Here is a 22,879-nt window from a genome sequence, read left to right as displayed (position 1 = left end):
CTTTAGGCTGATGCAAGGTCTGTGACCGCGAGAAGGGAGACGCGATGAGTAAGTACACGAGGGGTCTCTTGGCGGTGATACTTGCCGTAGTGCTAGTATTGCCAGCTGCAGCATTTGCCATGCTGCCCGAGGCCAACGCCAGGTCCAGCACAGGAATGGACGGACCGACAATGAGCGGAAAGGTCGTCGTCGATCCCGACACCAGCGGACGCTGGGAAATCTGGGCGGCCGGTCACAACGGTAATAAAGTAACGACTCAAAACGTCGGCCGAATCTGGACCGACAAGACGGTCGAGGCAACTGAGGAAAACGAAGAGTCGGATTTTCTGACCACGCTTTCGGCCATGTCCTCGACGTCTAATTCAACCGTGACGGTTACTACGCCGCTCGACATCGTGATGGTGCTGGATGCATCTGGCTCGATGGATGATCCTATGGGTGGCGGAGATCGCACTAAGCGTATCGATGCACTGAAGAACGCTGCGAACAGCTTTATCGATACCATCGCCAAACAAAACGAGAGTATCGAGGGTGTCGATAGGCAACATAGGGTTGCCATTGTTAAGTTTGCGGGCGAGAAGTCCAACAATATCGGCAACAATATGTATCGCGACGGAGGGTACTCCTACAATTACACCCAGGTTATGAAAGAATTGACCTACTGTTCCGGCAGCAATGCGGATGATCTCAAGAAGAATACAATTAATAAAATTCAGCCTGCCGGCGCCACGCGCGCCGACTATGGCCTAGAGCTGGCCGAGAAAATCACTACCACTTATGGCCGCAAAGATGCCAAGAAGATTATTGTGTTCTTTACCGACGGTACGCCAACAAAGCAAAATACATTCGATGCGGGTGTCGCCAACGCTGCCGTGACAGCTGCTAAGAATATGAAGGACGGCAAGGCCACCGTTTATACCATCGGCATCTTTGATGGCGCGAACCCCAGTGCTGGTATCCAGGATTCGGGAAAAAGCCAAAAAGAGAACAAGTTCATGCAGGCCGTTTCGAGCAACTACCCCAATGCCACGGCATGGGATGCTCATGGTGCACGCGCGGAAAACTCCGACTACTACAAGTCGGCGACCGATGCCGAAGAGCTCAAGAAGGTCTTCGACGACATCTCACAGGCCATTACGTCAGAGGCGCCTTATCCGACCGAAATTGATAAGGGCTACGACGCGACCAAGTCCGGCTACATCACGTTTACCGACGAGCTGGGCGACTTTATGCAGGTCGACAGCTTCACCGAGGTCGTCATCAACGGCACGCCGTTTACCAAGACGGACAAAACGGTCAATAAAGAAACCAATACCGACACCTACGAGTTCACCGGCAAGGCAAAAGACCTGCTCATTACCGTGCAGCGTGCTGGTGATGACAATCCCCAGAAGGGCGATGTCGTAACGGTCAGCATTCCTGCGTCGTTGATTCCGCTGAGCCACTTTAAGACCGTAGACGGCAAGCTTTCGGTCGACAGCGCTCAGCCTATCCGCGTGAAGTACACCTCGAGCGTGAAGAGCACTGCACTCGACAACCTGTTTACGCCCGAGAAGGTAACGGGGCTCAAGGATTACATCGAGAACAATACGACCGTTGCCAACGGCGCCAAGACCGTGAATTTCTACGCGAACAAGTGGGCTGCCGGCGATCTGGGCAATACGGTTGCGACCTTTGAGCCGGCCGACACCAACCGCTACTACTACTTCCAGAAGCAGACGCCCATTTACACGGACAAGGATTGCACGCAGCCTGCAAAGAATTCGCTGGCAGATACCGGCACCTATTACTACAAGGATGAGTTTGAGGAGCAGGGCGAAAACGGCGAGGCCAAGCCCGCCTCTGCCGTCATCGAGTTTATCGGCGGCGACGCTGCGAAGTTTGACGGCGCTATTGTTGCTGACGAGGACGGCAACCTTTCGTTTAGCGTGGGAACCGCGCGCCTAGCCTTTATCGACGAGCTCCACACCACCAAGGATAACGTGGGCGGCAACAACACCGAGACCGCGAAAGACGTTCTCAACCCCAAGTGGAACAACACGTCCGCCAAGGCGACCGCGACGCATGTCAATTCCTACTTGGGCAACAACGGCAAGATTAGCTTTGCGTACAACATGACGCCGGCGACGGTGGAGACCAAGGCTAGCTTTGGCCTGACCAAGGTGCTCGAAGGCCGCGCCTGGACGAAAGGGGACACGTTTGAGTTTGAGCTGACGTCCGAGAATAACGCCCCGATGCCCGAGTCCGCGACTGCGCCCGTGACCAAGGACGATCAACACGAGGGCAAGGCTGCCATTGACTTCGGCACGATCGAATACACCAGTCCTGGCACGTATGTCTACAAGGTCAGCGAAAAGAACGCCGGGACCACGGTTGACGGCATTGCCTACAGCAAGAACGTCGCGGAGATCACCGTGATGGTAACGCCCAACAAGAAGGGCGAGCTCAGCGCCGCTGTGAAGGTGACTTGGAGCGAAGCCGACGAGACCGAGTTCAAGAACGTCTACACTGCGGAGCCTGTTGAGTCCAGCGTTACCGACAAGATTGACGTGACCAAGTCTCTGACCGGGCGCGACCTTACGGCCGGTGAGTTCAGCTTTGAGCTGCGCGAGATCAAGGGTGAGGACTCTGAGCTTATCGAGACCGTTGCGAACGCTGCCGACGGCAAGGTGACGTTCAGCGCCATCAAGTACACCGAGATTGGCCAGCACACCTACACGCTGCATGAGGTTAAGGGCAACGCCGGTGGTATTGACTACGACGACGCGGTCTACACCATCGTGACGACCATCGCCGATAACGGCAAGGGCCAGCTGGTTGCCACGCATGAGCTAAAGGATGCCAAGGACGTCAAGAGCATCAAGTTCGAGAACGTCTACACCACGAATGCTGCCGAGGCCTCGCTTGCGGGCATCAAGAACCTGCAGGTCGCCGACGGCTTGACTCCGGCTGACATTGCCGGCAAGTTCACCTTTACCGTGACCGGTGAAGAGGGCGCACCCATGCCCGCGAACGCGAGCGTGACCAATGATGCCAAGGGCAAGGTCGACTTTGGCAAGATTACCTTTACGCTCGACGACCTTAACAAGGCTCTGGGTGAGAAGTCCGAGAAGCGCGAGCACACCTTTACCTACACCGTGACCGAGTCCGGCGAGGTCGCTGGCGTGACCAACGACGCTAAGCCGTCGCGCGAGGTTTCCTTCACCGTGACCGATGACTGCAAGGGGAATCTGCGCGTATCCCGCAAGCCGGACGGTGATGCGGCCTTCACGTTCACCAATACCTATAACGTGACGCCTGTCGAGACGAGCGTCACCGAACAGATCACCGCGACCAAGGTCCTGACCGGCCGCGATCTCAAGGATGGCGAGTTCTCCTTCGAGCTCGTCGAGGGCGACAAGGTCGTCGCTACCGGCACCAACGCCGCCGATGGCACAATCGTCATGGACAAAATCACTTACGATAAGCCCGGCACTCACACCTACAAGCTGCGCGAGAAGCTCCCCAACGAAGCGGGGCTGAGCAACGGGATTACGTACGATAAGACGAACTACACCATCAAGACGAGCGTCATCGACAACGGCGACGGCACGCTTAAGGTGACCCATACGCCCGAGGGCACCAAGCCGGCGCGCTTTGAGAACAAGTACAACACTGCCCCGAACGAGTCCAGCGTTACCGACCAGATCACCGCGAAGAAGGTCCTGACCGGCCGCGACCTCAAGGCCGGAGAGTTCTCCTTCGAGCTCGTCGAGGGTAACGATGTCGTCGCCAAGGGCACCAATGCGGCCGACGGCAAGATCACGATGGACAAGATCACCTACACCGAGGCCGGCGAGCACACCTACACGCTGCGCGAGGTCAAGGTCGACGCCGACAACGGTATCACCTACAGCACCGCGGCCTACACCATCGTGACCGCCGTCACCGATGATGGCAATGGCAAGCTCACGGTTAAGCATGAGCTGCAGGACGTCGAGAAGGCTGTCTTCGAGAATGCCTACAGCGTTACTCCGAATAACTCCAGCGTCACCGACCAGATCACCGCGACCAAGGTTCTGGACGGACGCGACCTCAAGGCCGACGAGTTCTCCTTCGAGCTCGTCGAGGACGGCGAGGTCGTCGCCACCGGCGCTAACGACGCCGATGGCAAGATTACGATGGGCAAGATTACCTACACCGCCGCCGGCAAGCACACCTATATCCTGCGCGAAGCCAAGGGCGCCGAAGGCAACGGCATTACCTACGACAGCACGACCTACACCATCGTGACTACCGTTACTGATGACGGCAATGGTAAGCTCACGGTCAAGCACGAGCTGCAGGGCGCCAACGAGGCGAAGTTCAACAACAGCTACAAGCCGAATCCTAACGAGTTCAGCGTCACCGACGAGATCAAGGCGAACAAGGTCCTGACCGGCCGCGATCTCAAGGACGGCGAGTTCTCCTTCGAGCTCGTCGAGGGCGAGGGCGAGGATGCCAAGGTCGTCGCCACCGGCAAGAACGCCGCCGATGGCAAGATCACGATGAGCGCCGTGAAGTACGACAAGGCCGGAACGCACACCTACACGCTGCGCGAGGTCAAGGGCAACGCCGGCGGTATCACCTACAGCGATGCCAAGTTCACCATCGAGACCACCATCACGGACAACGGCGACGGTACCCTCAAGGCCGAGCATGTCCTGAAGGACGCCGAGGCTGCGACCTTCGAGAACACCTACAGCGTGACCCCGCTCGATGCAGAGCTCGACTTTGACCTGAACAAGGTCATCAGCGGCCGCGACTGGACGGATGGGGACGAGTTCAGCTTTACCATCACCGCCCCCGAAGGCGCCCCGCTGCCCGATCCTGCAACCGTAACCGTGAGCAAGCACGATGCGAAGGATGGCATCGCTGCCGTCAAGTTCGGCAAGATCCGCTACACGGCTGCCGGAACCTACACGTACGAGATCCGCGAGAACGCGGGTAACGCGGCCGGCATGGCGTATGACGGGCATGTCGCGACCGCCGAAGTGACCGTGACTGAGGACGGCGAGGGCAAGCTGACCGCCAATGTCACCAAGAAGGAAAACGGACGCTTCACCAACACGTACCGCACTGAGCTTAACTACACCGCGGCCGGCGGCCTCAAGCTCAGCAAGAGCCTCTCCGGACGTCCTATGACCGAGGGTCAGTTCACGTTTACCGTGACGCCTGCCGACGAGGCCTCGGCCAACGCGCTTGGCCTGCTGCCCGGGGCCAACAGCTTCAAGTCCCCCGAAGCGGCAGAGGCAACGGTCGGACTGATCGACATTCTGGCTGGTCATGAGGTTAAATTTACGCAGGCTGACGCCGGCAAGACCTTCAAGTACACCGTGGCCGAAAAGAACGACGGCCAGCCCGGTTACACCTACGATGACGCCGTACGCACGGTGACGATCGCCATCGCCGACGACACCGCCGGTACGCTCTCTGCTACGACGACCGTTTCCGGTGGTCCCGAGGGTACGCATACGACGGTCCACAAGAGCGGTGAGAACAAGGTCGAGAGTGCCCTGGTCCCGTTCCACAACAGTTACAGCGCTACGACCAATACGCCTGGTGGTACCGCTGCTCAGGTTGTCGCCACCAAGACCCTGACCGGTCGCCCGATGGTCGACGGCGAGTTCTGGTTCGGCATCGCCTATCAGGGTGAGCTTGTGGCATACGAAAACCTCAAGCCCAATATCGGCGGGCACGTGAGCTTTGATACGCTGCACTACGACACTAAGATGCTTGCTAATCTTGAGGCTGCTGGGCTTGCTTATCGTACCGATAAGGACGGCAAGCTTGCCTGGACCATTAACTACACGGCTTACGAAGATTTATTCGGGCTGCCGAATGGCGTTTCCGCTACAACGTGGAGCTTTGGCTTTAAGGTTATCGTCGTCGACAACGGTGACGGTACCCTGACGGCGACGGTCGACTACGGCGGCGTCGAGCCCTTGTTCGAGAACGTCTACGGCGCCGACGCCGTGGATGCCGCGCTCACCGGTACTAAGAAGCTCCAGGTTGCCGAGGGCCTGACCCCGGCCGACATCACGGGTAAGTTCACCTTTACCGTGACCGCCGACGAGGCAGGTGCCCCGATGCCCGAGCGCACGACCGTAACCAACGACGCAGCCGGTAACGTGGACTTTGGCAAGATCCACTTTACGCTCGAGGACCTCAACCGCGCTCTGGGCGTGACGGACGATGCGACCGATAAGGCCGAGGCAGACGAAGCTGACGACGTCGACGCTGACGAGGCAGAGGCCGACGCCGACGCTGATGCCAACGTTGACGAGCCCGGCGACGAGTCCGAGCCCGCAGCCCCCACCGCCCCGCGCTCGCACACCTTTACCTACACGGTGACCGAGTCCGGCAGCGCCCCTGGCGTGACTAACGACACCAACGCCACGCGCAAGGTTTCCTACACCGTGACTGACGACGGTGCGGGACATCTGATCGTCAAGCGCGACGGCGGCGACGGTGCGGCCTTTACGTTCACCAACACGTACGGCGTGGCACCTACCGATTCTGTCGTGACCGATCAGGTCAAGACCGTCAAGCGTCTGACCGGACGCGACCTTGCAGCAGGCGAGTTCACGTTTGAGCTGCTCGAGGACGACGTGGTTGTCGCTAACGGCACCAACGACGCTAACGGCACCGTGACGCTGAGCCCGATTCGCTACGAGGCACCCGGCACGCACACGTACACGCTGCGCGAGGCTTGCCCCAACGCGCTCGGCCTGTACAAGGGCGTCACCTATGACGGCACGACCTACACCGTCGTGACCACCGTCTCCGACAACGGCGACGGCACGCTGACCGCGACGCACAAGCTCGAGGGAACCACCGAGTCGGCTGGCTTTACCAACAAGTATCACGCCATGCCTACGCAGGTTTCCATCGGCGCTATCAAGGTGCTCGAGGGACGCGAACTCAAGAAGGACGAGTTTAGCTTTAAACTCGTTGGCGAGGACATCGAGTCCACCGTCACCAACGATGCCGACGGCAAGATCAACTTTGACAAGTTTGAGTACGACGAGCCCGGTACGCACGCCTACACCATCAGCGAGGTCAAGGGCGACGAGGTCGGTATGACCTACGACAAGTCCGTCTTTACCGTGACCGTCAACGTGGTCGATGACGGCGAGGGCAACCTCAAGGCGAACGTCGCCTTTACCAAGGGCGACAAGAGCGTCGAGGGTATCGTGTTCAACAACACGTACAAGAAGCCCGAGACGCCCGTGCCGACGCCCGATCCCGGCACGCCTAAGACCGTGACGAACATCGTCAAGACGGTCAAGGGTTTCCTGCCCACCACAGGCGACCAGCAGGCTGCCGCTCTACTTATGGCATTTGTCATCGCCATGGCCGGCGTCGGAGCCCTGGTCTGGGGTATCCGTAAGCGCTAGGCACGCTGGCAGCGCCCGGGGCCAAAAGGCCCCGGGCGGCTAGCGGGGAGCCAAAACACAGCCCCCACCCCACCCCTGGCCGCCACGGAGGTATCTCCCTCCTCCGTGGCGGCACTTTTGTGTGCCGGGGGCGCCACGAAACCGGCCCATCTACTACGTTTGGTCCCTTACCCCCAACCATGCCAAAAACGCGAAAACAAAACCGCAGGTAGAACGCCTGTGGTTTTCTGCAAAACCGGGGTATGGTCGGGAGTGTCGACTCAAACGTAGTAGATGGGCCAGTTTCGTGGCGAGCGGTTCCGGCTGATCCCTTGGGGACGGAGGGAAACGGATCATTTTGGTCCCGCTAGGCTGGCGGAGGCACTCGTGCAGGGCCGCCCGAACAAAACTATGCCGGTTTACTACGATGAATTCGACATTCCCGACCATGACTGCATTTTTCTAAATATTGCAAGCGTTCTACCTGCGCTTTTGCAAGCGCGCAATTTGCCGTGGTCGAAGGTGGACGATTCATCGTAGTAAACCGGCATAGTTTCGAAATGGCATTAAAGCGGTAGCAGCTATTTTGCTATGCCGGGGCGCTTGGCCTTTGGGCAACTACCCTCGCAGGTAGGCGATGGCGATCTGCGTGCGGTTGCGCAGGCCCATTTTGGCAAGGATCGAGCTGATGTGGTTGCGTACCGTGCCTTCGCCCATATAGGCGGTGGCAGCAATCTCCTTGTTGTCGAGGCCGCGGGCGATGAGCTCTGCGACTTCGAACTCGCGGTCGGTCAGGCTGGCAAAGGCGGCGGGCCGGCGAGGCGTGTCGGCCTCGGACCCCGCCCCATCAAAGTCGATATCCTCGATCGCCTTGCCCTCGAGCACGCGTTTACCGTCCATGACCTGCGCCAGTGCTGGCGGAATGGCGGCGACATCGGTCTTGATCAGGTAGCCGCGGGCGCCCAGCTTGAGCGCCGACACAATGTACTCGTCATCCGAGAATGTCGTCAGAAACACCACGCGTGCCGCAGGGTCGTGCTCAAGGATCTCGCGTGCCGCCGAAAGTCCGTCGCGCCCCGGCATCTGAATGTCGAGCAGCGCGATATCGGGCGCGTGCTCGCTGTAGAGCGCGACCGCCTCGTCGCCATTGGCGCCGGTACCCACCACTTCGATCTGCGGCTGGGCGCCCAGGATAATCTTGAGCGAATCGACCACCAAGCGGTCGTCGTCGACAACGATGAGCCTCATCGGCCCTCATCTCCTTGCTGTTTGGGGACGGTGGCAAACACGCGCCAGCCGGGGGCGCCGGCGCGCAGGCCGGCGGTGAAGGTTCCGCCAAGCGCCTCGACGCGCTCGCGCATGGAGGCGAGCCCCATGCCTTCTACGACGTTGCTGCTGCTCGCCGGGGTCGCGTCCGCGCCATCATCGGTAACGATGAGCTGGTAAAACGACGGATGCTCCATGCACCGCACGGTAATGGTTTTGGCATGGGCGTGGCGCATGGCGTTGGAAAGCGCCTCGCGCAGCACCGCCGCAAAGCAGTTGGCGACGTTGGCGGGCGCATGCTCGGCCAAAACCTCAAGCTCAATCTGCGGACCGCTGTCCGAGCGTGCGCCTTCAACGATGCGCTCGAGCTGCACGGAGAGGTCAGTCGCATTGTCGTTGAGCGCGTGGACGCTGGCGCGCACGAGCTGGAGCGCCTCGTCAACCGTGTGTTTGACGTCGGCGAAATCGGCGGCGACGCCGGGCTCATCGGCATGGACCACGCGCAAGGCCTCGGCTTGAAGCGAAGCGCGCGTGAGCTGGTGGCCCACGTTATCGTGGATTTCGCGCGCGATGCGGGCGCGTTCGGCGAGCGTCGCGAGCTCGACTTCGTAGTCCTGGCGGTCGGCGAGGTCGCGGTTGCGTGCCTCGAGTGCCAGGGCGCGTTCTTGCAGCTTGTCGCGGGTGCGACGCATGCGTTCCTGTTCGCGCTCCAGCTGCGCGGTGCGCAGCGACAGCAACGTGGCGGCGACCGAAAGGATGGCGGTTAGCAGCAGCGTTCGGGTGGTGAGCGCGCCGCCGCGAAGGTCCGCGACAAGCGCACAGACAAACACGGCGCCAATCGCCAGCGCGGGCCAGATGCGTTCACGGCGCACGCGTCGCGTGATGTCATAGAAGGCAAGGGGTGCGAACGGCATAAATGACGGCACGAAGACGGCCGCGATGATGTAAGCGTAACTTGCGGTCTCGCTTGCGCGGCGCGTGCGTTCCCCCTGTGCGACCTCGGCCAGCGAGGTGGCAATAACGCCAAGGCAAAACGCCGCGACCAGGCGAGCGTCCACAGCAAGACCCATGGCGGCCGCAATACAGCACGCCAGCACGATCGATTTGTCGAAAAGCCTGTTCATACGGGTATTGTACGCGAAGCCGCGCGTGGTGGAGGGACCGCCTGCGCAACCGTGACATTCCTCCCACGCGGCAAAGCGGGGACGTCGGCAGGCCGCACGGCCAAGCTCCGCACTCGTGACAAAGCTCACTGGTGCGCGCCGCTCGCTCCTGCGATGATGCAATCGTACCGGGCCGCAATCAACAGAAGGGCCGCCTCATGACAGACATCGTCCACGTCGAAAACCTCGTCAAGCGCTACGACGACCTTATCGCGCTCGACCACTTTAGCCTGAGCATCGCCCCCGGCGAGATCTTTGGCCTGCTGGGCCCCAACGGCTCGGGCAAGACCACGTCCATCAACTGCATTCTGCAGCTGCTCGCCTACGACAAAGGCACCATCGAGCTGTTCGGCGAGCCCATGACGCGCGCCCGCTACGACCTCAAGCGCCGCATCGGTGTGGTGCCGCAGCAGGTGGCGGTGTTTGACGAGCTTACGGTGCGCGAGAACATCGACTATTTCTGCAGCCTTTACGTCAACGACCGCAAGCGCCGCCGCGCGCTGGTGGACGAGGCGATCGACTTTGTCGGGCTGGGCGACTTTACCAAGTTTCGCCCCGGCAAGCTCTCGGGCGGCCTGGCGCGTCGCCTCAACATCGCCTGCGGTATCGCGCACAAGCCCGAGCTCATCTTCTTTGACGAGCCCACGGTGGCGGTCGACCCGCAGAGCCGCAACGCCATCCTGGAGGGCATCTGCCGCCTGCGCGACGAGGGCGCCACGGTGGTGTATACCAGCCATTACATGGAGGAAGTCGAGCAGATTTGCAGCCGCATCATGATCATGGACGGCGGACGTGTGCTGGCGCAGGGCACCAATGACGAGCTCAAACGCATGATTCAAATGGGCGAGCGCGTGACTGTCGAGGTCAGCGCCGTAGAGACCGCCACGGTCGAGCGGCTGCGCGCCCTCGAGCACGTGCTTTCGGTTGAGTTGTCCGGCGGCGAGCTCGTCTGCACCTGCGAAGCGAGCCCGCACAATTTGGTCGACATCCTCGACACGCTGCGCGCCGCCGATGTGGCGCTCGGCCGCGTGTGGAGCGAGCCGCCGACCCTCAACGACGTGTTCCTCGAGATCACCGGCCGCGAGCTGCGCGACTAGGGGGCAGCCATGTTCAACACCATTATCATCACGGTCAAAACGCTGCTGCGCCGGCCGAGCACGTGGGTCTGGGGCGCCCTCTTTCCCATCGCGCTTTCCACGATGTTCATGTTTATGTTTGCGAACCTGAGCTCCGACGGCACGGTCGACCCGGTGCCGGTTGCCGTCGTGGCGGACAAGGTCTGGGACGCTTCGACCTTTAAGGATGTGGCGACGTCGCTTGCCAAGGAAGGCGACGACCAGCTGCTCGAGATCCACGAGCTCGACGACGCAGCCGATGCGAACCGTGCGCTCAAGGCCGGTGAGGTCGCGGGTATCTATACGGTCGACGCTGCGGGCACGCCCAAGCTCACACTGCTATCGAGCTACGACAGCTCGCGCGCATCATCGGTGCTCACCGATCGCAGCATCCTGGAGACGGTGGCAAGCTCGTATACACAAAATGCCGAGCTCATGTCCCAGATTGCCCAGGACAACCCGGCGGCGCTCGCCGACCCCGAGGCGGTTGCGCGCGCCCTGTCGCTCGAGGGCGGCACCCGCCGCGTAAGCCTGACACGCACCACACCCGACGGCACGGTCATCTACTATTACGCGCTCTTTGGCCTGGTCGCGATGATGTCTGCCGAGTTTGCCGCCTTGAGCGTCATCGACCTGCAGCCCAATCTGTCGGGTCTTGGCGCGCGTCGCTGCGTGGGCGGTCTTTCCAAAACGGCGTCGCTGGCCGGTATCTTTGTGGGCTCGTGGCTGGTCTCCTTTGCCTCGATGGCGATCGCGATCGGCTACGTGCGTCTGGTCGTGGGCGTCGACTTTGGCGGGCGCGAGGGGCTGTGTTTGGTGGGCGGCGCCGCTTCCGCGCTTGCCGCCACGGGCTTGGGACTCTTTGTGGGCACGCTTCCCGTTAAGGGCGGCAAGGCGTCCAAGTCTGGCATCCTCACGGGCTTTGCCACTACGTGCGCCCTGTTCGACGGCCTCTACGGCGAGCCAGCGATGGCGCTTGCCGACGACGTCGCCCGCGCCTGCCCGGCTGAGTGCTGGCTCAACCCCGTCAAGCTTATCTGCGACATGTTCAACCGCCTGTATTTCTTTGAAGACTTGGGGCCTTTTGCCGTTCGCGCGGGCGCGCTGGTCCTCATGACGCTGGTGTTTGTTGCCGCCGCCACGCTGATTTTTGGAAGGAGCCGCTATGAGCACCTTTAAGACCGCGCTTCGCATGGCGCTGGCGCACCCGTTCTACCTGCTCATCTATACCGTGTTCATTTCGCTGATGGGCGTATTCATCGCGGCATCTGTGAGCTGGAACTCGTCGCAGCTCACCGAGTACAAGCCCTACGACGCCAACGTGATCGTGGTCGACCGCGATGGCAGTGATCTTTCACTTGCGCTCACCAAGCACCTAGGTTCGCGGTTTGACCTGGTCACGGGCGTCGGCGATGACACGTACGACCTTGCGGACGCGCTCTCCAAGAGCAACAGCGCCAAGGGCAGCGCCGACTGCGTGTTCTTTATCCCGGAGGGGTTCGAGGACGACCTGGTCGCGGCTGCCCGCGCGGGGGAGTCCCTGCCCAAGCTCGATGTGACCTACGGTGCCGGCACCATGGCGGCGGCGCTTTCGTCTGCCGAGGCTTCGCGCTGGATCTCGCTTGCGGGCGCTGCAGCCGCACTTGAGCCCACTGCCTCCAACGGCGACGTTGCCAAGGCCGCCGAACATGCCGCTGCAAAGCGCGCGGAGGTCCAGATCGAGCGGGTCAAGGTCGACTCGGCTGCTGCCGCCACGCTCGAGTCGTACTTCAACTTTGGCGCGTACGCGATTATCTCGTCGGTCATCGTATCGGTGGGGTTGGTGTTCTCGGGCATGAACGAGCCCGAGCGCGTGCGTCGTATGGATGCCGGCCCAATCTCCGAGCGCCAACGTTCGCTTGCCGTGTTTGCCGCCGCCGCCGTGCTCACCGTCTGCATCTGGTTTGTGTCGAGCATGATGGGCGTCGTGGCCTTTGCCGGCGCGGTCGCCGAGGTCGGCGTGGGCCGTGTGTGCCTGGCACTGGCGGCGACGTTTGCCCTGGCGTGCACGCCGCTGGCCGTTGGCTTTGCCCTTTCGGGCCTGGGTGCGCGCGAGGAGCTGCTCAATGGCGTGGGCAACCTGCTCGGCATGCTCATGACGTTTTTGGGCGGCGCTTGGATGCCGCTGTCGCTGATGGGCCCGGCCGTGCAGACCGTGGCGCACTTTGTGCCGACATATTGGGTGAACGACGCGATCGGCAAGGCGCTCGCGTCGGACCTGACGTCTGCCATGTTGGGCGACATTGCCTGCGACCTGGGCGTCACCGTGCTCTTTGCCGTGGTCATCGCCGCCGCAGGCCTGGCCCTCTCACGCACCAAATCCCGCGCCTAGTCACCTAGTCATCGGGTACTCATTGGGGACAGACTTAAACGACCAAGAGTGGTCATTGGGGACAGACTTAAACGACTAGTCATTGGGGACAGTCTTTGCCGAACCGCCGGCTTGCCGGCCGGGTTGCCAAGGACTGTCCTCAGCTGCCGGCAGAAAGGGAACGTCCCTAACTGGCGGGTGGCGAAAGAGTGTCCCCAACAGCTAGTCATTTAAGAACGTCCCCAATGACTAGTCTGAAATAAAATCCAGGCCTCGCCCAAAAATAGTTCGCCAAGGTTTACTATTATGTTCATAAAGTAGTACAAGGCTAACAATGGGGGATATCATGGCAACGCGGGAGGCCTACGTCCAGGTTAAGGATCTCAAAAAGCACTACGGCGACGGTGATGCGCGCCTGACGGTACTTGATGGCATCGACGCGTCCATCAACCGCGGCGAGATCTGCGTCATGCTGGGGCCCTCGGGCTCGGGCAAGTCGACCTTTCTCAACCTGATCGGCGGCCTGGAGGATGCCGACGGCGGCTCCATCATGGTGGACGGCTGCGACCTCACCACACTCAAGGCCGGAGACCTGGGCGAGTACCGACGCCGCGAGCTTGGTTTTGTCTTTCAGTTCTACAACCTGGTGCCCGACCTCACCATCAAGGAAAACATCGAGGTCACGGCGCACCTGTCCAAAAAGCCGCTCAACATCGACGACCTGCTGCGTTCGCTGGGCCTCTACGAGCACCGCAACAAGTTCCCGCGCCAGGTCTCGGGCGGCCAACAGCAGCGCTGCGCCATCGGCCGTGCGCTCGTCAAAAACCCGGGCCTGCTGCTGTGCGACGAGCCCACGGGCGCGCTTGACTACAAGACGTCCAAGGAAATCTTGCAACTCATGGAGGATGTCAACCGCACCTACGGCTGCACCATCATCATTGTCACCCACAATGCCGCCATCGCGCGCATGGCCAATCGCGTGCTGCGCCTGCGCGACGGGCGCATCGTCGAGGATGAGCTCAACGAGTTGCCCGTCGCGGCCGCCGAGCTCGATTGGTAGGCGGCGCCATGACACCTCTCGCAAAACGTCTCCCGCGCGAGCTGCGCCGCAATATCGGCAAGTACCTGGGCATCTTTTTGCTTATGTGCGGAAGCATCGCTCTCACCTCGGGTTTTTTGCTCGCAGCGCATTCCATCGGCTGCCTTATCGACGACATGCGCGATGCGTACACGATTGAGGACGGCCGCGTGACCACCTTCTTTGAGGCCACCAAAGACCAGCTCAAGGCAGCCGAGGACGCCGCCGGCGACGTCGGCGGCGTCACGCTCTACAAGAATTTCTCCATCGACGCCATCATCAAAAAAACCGCCGGCGACGACGGCACCAAGCGCACGCTGCGCACCTATGCGCACCGCACCAAGGTCGATATCGTGTCCTACTGTGAGGGTAGGCAGCCCAAGACGGACGATGAAGTGGCCATCGACCGTGTCTTCGCCACCAACAACGACCTCGCCGTGGGCGATAAGGTCGAGCTTGAGGGCCGCACCTACACCATCTGCGGCATCATGACCCAGCCCGATAGCCAGGCGCTGTTCCTCAACAACTCCGACTTTACGGTGAACACCATCACCTATGGCGTGGCCGAGGTCACCGATGCCGGCTTTGCCGCGCTTGAGGACGCCGGTGGCGCGCCTGCCTGCACCTACTCCTTTACCTTTACCGATCGCGACCTCCCCACCGCGGGTCGCATCGATGCGGAGCAGGATATGGTGGAAGCGCTCACCGATGCCGATGCGCGCGTGGATGACCTGATCGATGCCGATTCCAATCAGGGCATTGGCTATGCGCGCGATGACGTGGACGGCGACTCTATGATGTGGATGACGCTGCTCGACATCATCATCGTGATCATGGCGTTCGTCTTTGTGGTCCTTACCGACGCCACCATCGAGGAGGAGAGCGCCATCATCGGCACGCTGCTCGCCAGCGGCTATCGTCGACGCGAGATCGTGCTGCACTACCTTGCGCTTCCCGCTATCGTGGGCGTGGTCGCGGCGCTTTTGGGCACTGCGCTCGGCGTTGTGTTCTTTACCGAGCCCATGCGCAGCCTCTATTACGGTTCGTATAGCCTGCCGCCCTTCCAGGTGTACTGGAGCTGGGAGATCTTTGTGAAGTGCGCCGTAGTTCCCGCCGCCGCGCTCGTCCTCATCACGCTGGTTGGTCTGCTTCGCAAGATGGGCAAGACGCCGTTGCAGTTCCTTCGTCACGAGGCGAGCGGCAAATCGGGCACCAAGCGCGGCTTGCAGCTGCCGGAGCGCATGGGTTTTGTTTCCCGCTTCCGCCTGCGTATCTTCCTGCGCAACCTGGGCAACTTCGCCACGCTCTTCGTGGGCATTGCGTTTGCGTCGCTGCTGCTGCTCTTTGGCCTGGCGATTCTGCCCACGATGACGCACTATGCGGACAACCTCGAGACAGGCCTGGTCGCCGAGCACCAGTACACGCTCAAGGCGCCGCTGGAGCTCGAGGGTACTGCCGAGGAGCGCGAGCAGTGGTCGGCACTCGAGCGCTTGCAGTCGGTTGACGGCGCGCTGCTTTCCGCCGCTCAGGATGCCGATGACGAGCTTGACGACGCGGCCGATGCGGCGCAGGCGGCAGCCGATGCCGCGACCGCATCTCCGTCTGGCGAGAGCCTGACCGCAGCGCAGGATGCGCTTGCCAAGGTCCAGGACAAGAAGGATGCGCTTTATGCGCGCCTCGATGACCTTGCCGATGCCCTCGGCTGCAACCGCGACGAGGCCATCGACCTGATCGACAAGGCCTCTAAGATTGACGCTGACAACGACGATATCCACCCGGTTAACACGACCGATAACGGTGCAGACAAGATTGCGCAGACCGAGAAATATGCCGTTTACCAGCTGCAATACGACCGCGGCGATGGTAATGGCGAGGAGACGATTTCCGTCTACGGCATCTCGTCCGATTCGCGCTATTGGAAAGACCTCAACGTTGGCGATGGGCGCGTCGTCTTTGGCGGCGGCCTGCTCGACAAGTTTGGCTGGAGCGAGGGCCAGAAGGTCACGCTCATCGACAAGTACGAGGGGGAGCATTATTCCCTTGAGTACGCGGGCAAGGACTGTGCCTGGGGCTCCAAGTCGGACATGAATATCTATATGAGTATCGACGACTTTAACGAGCTGTTCGGCAACGACGCCGCCTACTTTAACGGCTATGTGAGCGACGAGAAGCTCGACCTCGATGCTCGTTACTTTGCCGGCGACACCACGCCCGACGACATGCGCGCCGTGGGCGACCAGTTCATCGGCATGATGAGCAAAATGATCGGAATGATGATCGGGCTCGCGGTGTTTATCTTCCTGCTGTTTATGTACCTGCTGACCAAGGCGGTGATCGACCACAGCGCCCGTTCGATCAGCTACATGAAAGTCTTTGGCTATCGCGATAGCGAGATCTCGCATCTGTACATCCGCTCAATCACGCTGTGCGTGGCGGCGTCGCTCGTGCTGAGCCTGCCGGTCATTATTGGCTCGCTCACGGCCATCTTCCGCTCGATGCTGCTCGCCTACAACGGCAATATCGAGATCTACGTGCCCGCTTGGTCCATGGCGGCGTGCGTGGGCATTGGCTTTGTGACCTACCTGGTCGTGGCGCTGCTGCACACGCGCTCCATCAAGCGCGTGAGCCTCTCCGAGGCGCTGAAGGTCCAGGAATAGAGAACCGCCCGCACGCGGGGGCACGAACCGAAGGAAGGGTGACCCCGCGTTATTTGCCCGCCAGGCCCGACGTGGGCAAACGCGCGCAACGTCAGACTTCCCCGAGCAGAAGGAGACCCATGGCAAGATCGGCAGAGGAACTCAAGCAGCTCTCCATCAAGGAGTTCACCGAGGCGGCAAAGGTCTACGAATCCGGCCATGCCGGCATTTACGAAATGTGCAAGGACGACTATCCGCAAATGCTCGAGGAGCTTGAGCTAGAACCGTTCGAGGACGCGCTCGACGTGGGCTGTGGAACCGGAGCCGTCCTAGAACTGCTCCACGCCCGGTACCCCAGCAAACACTTGACTGGACTCGACCTCACACCCGGGATGATCGACGTCGCCCGGGCAAAGCAGCTCGATAACGTCAGCTTTGTCGTCGGAGACGCGGAGGCACTGCCCTTCGAGCCCCGGAGCTTCGACGCCGTGCTCTGCTCCAACAGCTTCCACCACTACCCGCATCCGGAGAGGTTTTTCGCCGAGGTGGCACGCGTCCTTCGGCCCGGCGGGCGACTGGTCCTTCGCGACTACACCTCGAACGATGTCGCGGTCTGGCTCATGAACAACATCGAGCTACCGCTGGCACGCCTCTTGGGCCATGGCGACGTGCGCATCCTCAAGCTGTCCGAGCTACGCGCGCTCGTCGAGGAATCCGGGCTCACTCCGCTCAAGCTCGAGGCACAGAAGGGATTCCGCGCGCATCTGGTCGCGCAAAAGGGCTAGCGGTCCGCGCCAGGACGCTCCGTCACGCCAGGGCACGCCGTCAACGCCGCCACACCAGGGCACGCCATCAAACCAGATTGTGGCCACGCCAGAACGCGCCACCAAACCAAGGCGCGCCGCCACAAACGTGACGGCGCGCCCCACTTACCAGATGCCGATGATTCGCCGGTCTACCGGTCGGGTTGGCAAGGACTGTCCCTATATGTCGGCCTTCGGGGACGTTCCTTTCCTGCCGGCACTTGGGAACTGTCTCCAACTGCCGGGCGGTGAAAGAGTGTCCCTTGCGACTAGTCATTTAAGAGCGTCCCCAATGACTAGGTGCCGTACTTGACTTTAACTCTGCTTTAACTGGTACCATCCTCTATGTCTGTAACGCCATATAGACCGAGGGGATATATCTATGACCGCAACTGCACCCGCAGCACCCGCTAAGGTGTACTTCACCAACCTGCGCACGCATGCTCGCGAGAGCCAGCTCGACAAGCTCAAGCGCCTCATCCGTCACGCCGGTATTGAGCAGATCGACTTTGAGAACAAGTTCGTCGCCATTAAGATTCACTTTGGCGAGCTGGGCAACCTGAGCTTTTTGCGCCCCAACTACGCCCGCGCCGTCGCCGACGTGGTGAAGGAGCTGGGCGGCAAGCCCTTCCTTACCGACTGCAATACGCTCTATGTCGGTAGCCGCAAAAACGCACTCGAGCACATCGATACCGCCTACCAGAACGGCTTTACCCCGTATGCTACGGGTTGCCAGATCATCATCGCCGACGGCCTCAAGGGCACCGACGAAGCGCTCGTCCCGGTCGAGGGCGGCGAGTACGTGCACGAGGCCAAGATCGGTCAGGCGCTCATGGATGCCGATATCGTGATTAGCCTCACCCACTTTAAGGGCCATGAGCAAGCCGGCTTTGGCGGCGCCATGAAGAACCTGGGTATGGGAGGCGGCAGCCGTGCCGGCAAGATGGAGCAGCATGCCGCCGGCAAGCCGAACGTCTCGACCGAGCACTGCGTTGGCTGCCGTGCCTGCGAAAAGATCTGCGCGCACAACGCTGTCTCGTTCACCGACACCCGCGAGCGCGAGCTTGCCAACGGCGCTACTCGCACGGTGCACGTGGCTGCCATCGACCACGATCGCTGCGTGGGCTGCGGACGCTGCATTGCGGCATGCAACCAGGACTGCATCAAGCCCGGCTATGAGGCCGCGGCAGACGTGCTCAACTGCAAGATCGCCGAGTACACCAAGGCCGTCGTCGACGGCCGCCCGAGCTTCCACATCTCGCTCGCCATGGATATCAGCCCCAACTGCGATTGCCATCCCGAAAACGACACGCCTATCGTCAACGATATCGGCATGTTCGCGAGCTTCGACCCGGTCGCCATCGACCAGGCCTGCGCCGATGCCGTCATGGCATCCGAGCCGCTGCCCAACACCGAGCTCACCGACAGCGCGGCCAAGATGGAGCACAACCACGAGCATCTGGAGGGCGAGCAGGCGCGTGATCCCTTCTGCATCACGCATCCCGACACCGACTGGCGCGCGTGCATCGCGCACGCCGAAAAGATCGGCCTGGGCACGAGCGAGTACGAGCTCATCGAGGTCAAGTAGCGTCTAACTATTGGACAAAATAAGAGCCTTTGTAGCGTAAGTTGAGCAAAAGCCGCCCACGAGCACAACGCTCGCGGGCGGCTTTTCGGAAGTGCGGTGAAAAAACGAATACCGCCGACCGCAAACCGATTTTTGTCAACAAAACCCCAGACGTTGCTTTTTGCCTAAAAATTCTTGTCGAGGAAGTCATCGACCGTATTCCAGTAGAGCTCGGGGTCAACTTGCGCACTCTTGGCGTGGGTGGCGCCATGGATAGTGAGCTTTTGCTTGACCTTGCTGGCGCATGCGTCGTAGTTTTGGTCGAGCATGTCGTACGGCACAAAGGTGTCTTGGTCGCCGTGGATAAACAGCATGGGAACCGTCGCGTGTTTGAGTTGCTCCACACTGCTCGCCTTATGAAAGTCGTAGCCCGCGCGCACGTTGCACACCAAGTTTGCTACATCGAGCAAGGGAAAGCTGGGCAGGCCGAACACGTCCTTGAGCTGCAGAGAAAACTCGTCCCAAACACTCGTATAACCGCAGTCCTCGATAATGCATTTCACGTTTGCGGGCAGAGACTCCCCCGCGACGTTCATGGCGGTTGCCGCACCCATCGACTCGCCAAAGACCAGGATGCGTGCCTCGGGGTCAGCCTGAACGATTCGCTCAATCCATGCGACGATGTCAAGGCGCTCGGGCCAGCCCATGCCGATATAGTCGCCGCCGGAGCGCTCGTGGGCGCGGGCGGCGGGTGCGAGTACGTTCATGCCGCGGTCGTGGAATCGCTTGACGTATCGGGCCATACCGATGGGCTCGTTGGTATATCCATGCAGGCAGACGGCGTAGTCGTGCGTGCTCTCCGACGCAGCAAAATACCAGGCGGCAAGCTCGGTCCCGTCGTCCGCGGTGAGGCTGCTGCTCTCGCGGTTCTCTTTAAACCACGCCCGCGCCTCGGTGTCCTCGGCATCCGGCTGCTCACCTTCTTTGTCGTTCTTGCTATCCTGCATCATCTTCATGGTGTACGGCGCTTGGGGGTTCAGGGCAAAGTCAAACAAAAAGTTGCCGGCAAACCCCAGCAGCGCGACAACGACTACCAACGTAACAATGCCGGCTATCTTGAGCTTTCGATGGGGGTGTGCGCTTTGAGGCATTTACTGTTCTCCTTAAAGATGTTAATACATCAACATTTAATGCAAGCGCATTATGGACGTTCGCCGTTGATGCGTCAACAGGCAAAGAATGGGTAAACAAAGGGTCACGTATGGTGCAAATTTCGCACGTACCTAGACGCTTTGATATAGTGTTGAGAACTCTTTACGTTGGAGGATGTAACCGGCATGTCCGATTCGAGCGACAGTTCTAAGCCGCGACCCAAGACCGCGGCCGTTCCACACTACACGGTGGGCGAGGAGATCATGAACTCCGTCACCCATGGTGTCGGCTGCCTGCTGGGTATCGCGGGCCTGGTGCTCCTGATCGTATTCGCTGCCCTGCGCGGCGGAGGCCCGGCCCACATGGCCGCGGCGATTGTCTATGGTGTCAGCATTATCCTCGAATACCTAGCTTCTACGCTCTACCACGCGATTCAGCCCGCGCGCGCCAAGCGCGTGTTTCGCATCATCGACCACAGCTGCATCTACCTGCTCATAGCCGGCAGCTATACGCCGTTTTGCCTCATCACGCTCGCAAACGACGGCGGCGCTGTGCTGTTCTTTGCCGTATGGGCCATCGCCATCATCGGCATTGCCCTCGAGTGCTTCCTGCGCGAGCGCCAGCCGCATTGGGTAAGCGGCGTGGTCTACCTGCTGATGGGCTGGCTCGTCGTCTTTAAGCTGCCTGAACTTGTGGCGCTGCTCAACCCCGTGGCACTTGCCCTGCTCGCCGTCGGCGGCGTGTGCTACACCGCGGGCGTGCCGTTCTATATCGCCAAAAACGTGCGCTATCTGCACAGCGTGTTTCACCTGTGGGTGCTCGCCGGCAGCATCTTCCAGTTCATGGCGGTGATCCTCTTCGTAATCTAGCGACCACGCCAGCGCCCGTGCCCCCGCTCGGTCGCCAGTGCAATTGCCGTATCCGCCACCAACGTTTTAATCCGACGTCCCGAATCTTGGAGGTTCGAGAAACTCCCGATGGACATAACCATCTCCCTTATCACCACCCTCGTTTTGACCCTCATCAACGGCTACTTCTCTATGTCCGAGATGGCGCTCACCACGGCCAAGCGCGCCGTGCTGGAGCACGAGGCCGAGGAAGGCGACAAGCGCGCCGAGCGTGCCATTAAGCTGGCTGCCGACTCCGACCAGCTGCTCGCCACCATCCAGGTCGCCATCACGCTCGTGGGCTTCGCCTCGTCCGCCGTCGCCTCGACGAGTCTGTCCGACCCGCTCGCCACGTGGCTCATGAGCTTTGGCATCGCGCCGCTCTCCACCATCGCGCGCGGCCTGGCGCCGGTCATCATCACCGTCGCGGTCGCCTTCGTGTCCATCGTGATCGGCGAGCTCGTCCCCAAGCGCATCGGCCTGGCCAATGCCGAGGGCGTGTCCAAGCAGGTCGTGGGCCCGCTTTCCGTGTTCCAGAAGATCGCCCGTCCGCTCGTGTGGCTGACTGGCGCTTGCTCCGATGGCCTGGCCCGCATCCTGCGCATCAAGAGTGCCGACGACCGCCAGAACGTCTCGGAAGAAGAGATCAAGTACATGGTCTCGGAGCAGGACGACCTGCTCGACGAGGAAAAGCGCATGATCCACGAGATCTTCGACCTGGGCGACACCGTTGCCCGTGAGGTCATGGTGCCGCGCGTGGACACCACCATGTGCGAGGACGACGAGACGGTCGCCGACGTGCTGTCCACCATGCGCCAGACCGGCTTTAGCCGCATCCCCGTCTATCACGAGGATCCCGACAACGTCGCCGGCATTGCGCACATCAAAGACCTGATTCAGCCCGCGCTCGACGGCAAGGGCGACCAGCCCATCGCCGGTTTTTTGCGCGACGCCACCTTTGTGCCCGACACCAAGGACATCCTGCCGCTGCTGTCCGAGATGCAGACCTCTCACGACCAGATCGTGGTGGTCGTGGACGAGTACGGCGGTACGGCCGGCATTATCACCATCGAGGACATCGTCGAGGAGATCGTCGGCGAGATCGAGGACGAGTTCGACCCCGACAACAAGTATCTCACGCGCCTTTCGCGCCGCGAGTGGCTCGTTGATGGGCGTTTTTCGTGCGATGACGCGATTGAGCTTGGTTGGCCGCTCGAGGAAAGCGATGATTATGAGACCATCGCCGGCTGGATTTTGGAGCTTTGCGACTCGGTGCCCGACATCGGAGAGGTGTTTGAGGTCGCGGGGTACAAGTTTAAAGTGCAGTCGATGCGTGGCCAGCGCATCTCGCTCATTCGCGTGATCGCTCCGGCCGAAACCGATAAGAAGGATTCCGAGTCTTCGGCAGAGAAGCCGGCGGCGTCGGGTGCGGGCTCTGTGGATCCGCACGATGGCGACGAGTAGG

General features: G+C 61.0%; 14 protein-coding genes. 11 read left to right on the top strand and 3 right to left on the bottom strand.

What is annotated here, in order from left to right:
* The first annotated feature begins 170 nt into the window (after positions 1 to 170).
* Positions 171 to 7,418 (top strand): FctA domain-containing protein, encoded by a 7,248-nt coding sequence (locus tag AAAX34_RS07320; protein ID WP_349110647.1) that lies wholly within the window; start codon positions 171 to 173, stop codon positions 7,416 to 7,418.
* A gap of 273 nt (positions 7,419 to 7,691) precedes the next feature.
* Complete coding sequence (locus tag AAAX34_RS07315; protein ID WP_349110645.1) at positions 7,692 to 7,937, top strand: hypothetical protein; 246 nt, start codon at positions 7,692 to 7,694, stop codon at positions 7,935 to 7,937.
* A gap of 78 nt (positions 7,938 to 8,015) precedes the next feature.
* On the opposite strand, the gene AAAX34_RS07310 is transcribed toward AAAX34_RS07315, so the two are convergent.
* Complete coding sequence (locus AAAX34_RS07310) at positions 8,016 to 8,645, bottom strand: response regulator transcription factor (protein ID WP_349110643.1); 630 nt, start codon at positions 8,643 to 8,645, stop codon at positions 8,016 to 8,018.
* Positions 8,642 to 9,787 (bottom strand): histidine kinase, encoded by a 1,146-nt coding sequence (locus AAAX34_RS07305; RefSeq protein ID WP_349110641.1) that lies wholly within the window; start codon positions 9,785 to 9,787, stop codon positions 8,642 to 8,644. Before AAAX34_RS07305 ends, AAAX34_RS07310 begins: the two co-directional genes overlap by 4 nt.
* 197 nt (positions 9,788 to 9,984) lie before the next feature.
* Here AAAX34_RS07305 and AAAX34_RS07300 point away from each other — a divergent pair, with 197 nt between their 5' ends.
* The 7 genes from AAAX34_RS07300 (at position 9,985) to AAAX34_RS07270 (ending at position 19,396) form a co-directional block, all read left to right on the top strand.
* Entirely contained in the window at positions 9,985 to 10,923 is a 939-nt protein-coding gene (locus AAAX34_RS07300; RefSeq protein WP_349110640.1) for an ABC transporter ATP-binding protein, read from the top strand.
* A 9-nt stretch (positions 10,924 to 10,932) separates the two neighbouring features.
* Positions 10,933 to 12,120 carry an ABC transporter permease gene (locus AAAX34_RS07295; RefSeq protein WP_349110638.1) on the top strand — a complete coding sequence of 396 codons (1,188 nt, stop codon included), beginning with the start codon at positions 10,933 to 10,935 and terminating at the stop codon, positions 12,118 to 12,120.
* Positions 12,107 to 13,312, top strand: a complete 1,206-nt coding sequence (locus AAAX34_RS07290) for an ABC transporter permease (protein WP_349110637.1) — start codon at positions 12,107 to 12,109, stop codon at positions 13,310 to 13,312. The genes AAAX34_RS07295 and AAAX34_RS07290 overlap by 14 nt, the downstream gene beginning before the upstream one ends.
* Before the next feature lie 325 nt (positions 13,313 to 13,637).
* The gene (locus tag AAAX34_RS07285; protein ID WP_349110635.1) at positions 13,638 to 14,351 is read left to right on the top strand and encodes an ABC transporter ATP-binding protein; all 714 of its coding nucleotides are present in this window, start codon (positions 13,638 to 13,640) and stop codon (positions 14,349 to 14,351) included.
* Between the two features lie 8 nt (positions 14,352 to 14,359).
* Positions 14,360 to 17,026 (top strand): FtsX-like permease family protein, encoded by a 2,667-nt coding sequence (locus AAAX34_RS07280; protein WP_349110634.1) that lies wholly within the window; start codon positions 14,360 to 14,362, stop codon positions 17,024 to 17,026.
* A 119-nt stretch (positions 17,027 to 17,145) separates the two neighbouring features.
* Positions 17,146 to 17,790 (top strand): class I SAM-dependent methyltransferase, encoded by a 645-nt coding sequence (locus AAAX34_RS07275; RefSeq protein ID WP_316365023.1) that lies wholly within the window; start codon positions 17,146 to 17,148, stop codon positions 17,788 to 17,790.
* Positions 17,791 to 18,190: 400 nt separating this feature from the next.
* The gene (locus AAAX34_RS07270) at positions 18,191 to 19,396 is read left to right on the top strand and encodes a DUF362 domain-containing protein (RefSeq protein ID WP_349110633.1); all 1,206 of its coding nucleotides are present in this window, start codon (positions 18,191 to 18,193) and stop codon (positions 19,394 to 19,396) included.
* A gap of 164 nt (positions 19,397 to 19,560) precedes the next feature.
* Here AAAX34_RS07270 and AAAX34_RS07265 read toward each other — a convergent pair whose 3' ends face one another.
* On the bottom strand, positions 19,561 to 20,526 hold the full coding sequence (locus AAAX34_RS07265; protein ID WP_349110632.1) for an alpha/beta hydrolase: 966 nt from the start codon (positions 20,524 to 20,526) through the stop codon (positions 19,561 to 19,563).
* 186 nt (positions 20,527 to 20,712) lie between these two features.
* On the opposite strand from AAAX34_RS07265, the gene AAAX34_RS07260 reads away from it, so the two are divergent.
* Entirely contained in the window at positions 20,713 to 21,396 is a 684-nt protein-coding gene (locus tag AAAX34_RS07260) for a hemolysin III family protein (protein ID WP_349110629.1), read from the top strand.
* A 108-nt stretch (positions 21,397 to 21,504) separates the two neighbouring features.
* Positions 21,505 to 22,878, top strand: coding sequence for a hemolysin family protein (locus AAAX34_RS07255; RefSeq protein ID WP_349110627.1), 1,374 nt, complete (start codon positions 21,505 to 21,507; stop codon positions 22,876 to 22,878).
* Position 22,879 lies beyond the last annotated feature (1 nt).

The organism is Collinsella sp. CLA-ER-H4 (assembly GCF_040092395.1).
Classification (GTDB): Bacteria; Actinomycetota; Coriobacteriia; order Coriobacteriales; family Coriobacteriaceae; genus Collinsella.
Note: the sequence above shows the minus strand (reverse complement) of the source record. Positions and strands in the feature narration are given on the sequence as shown.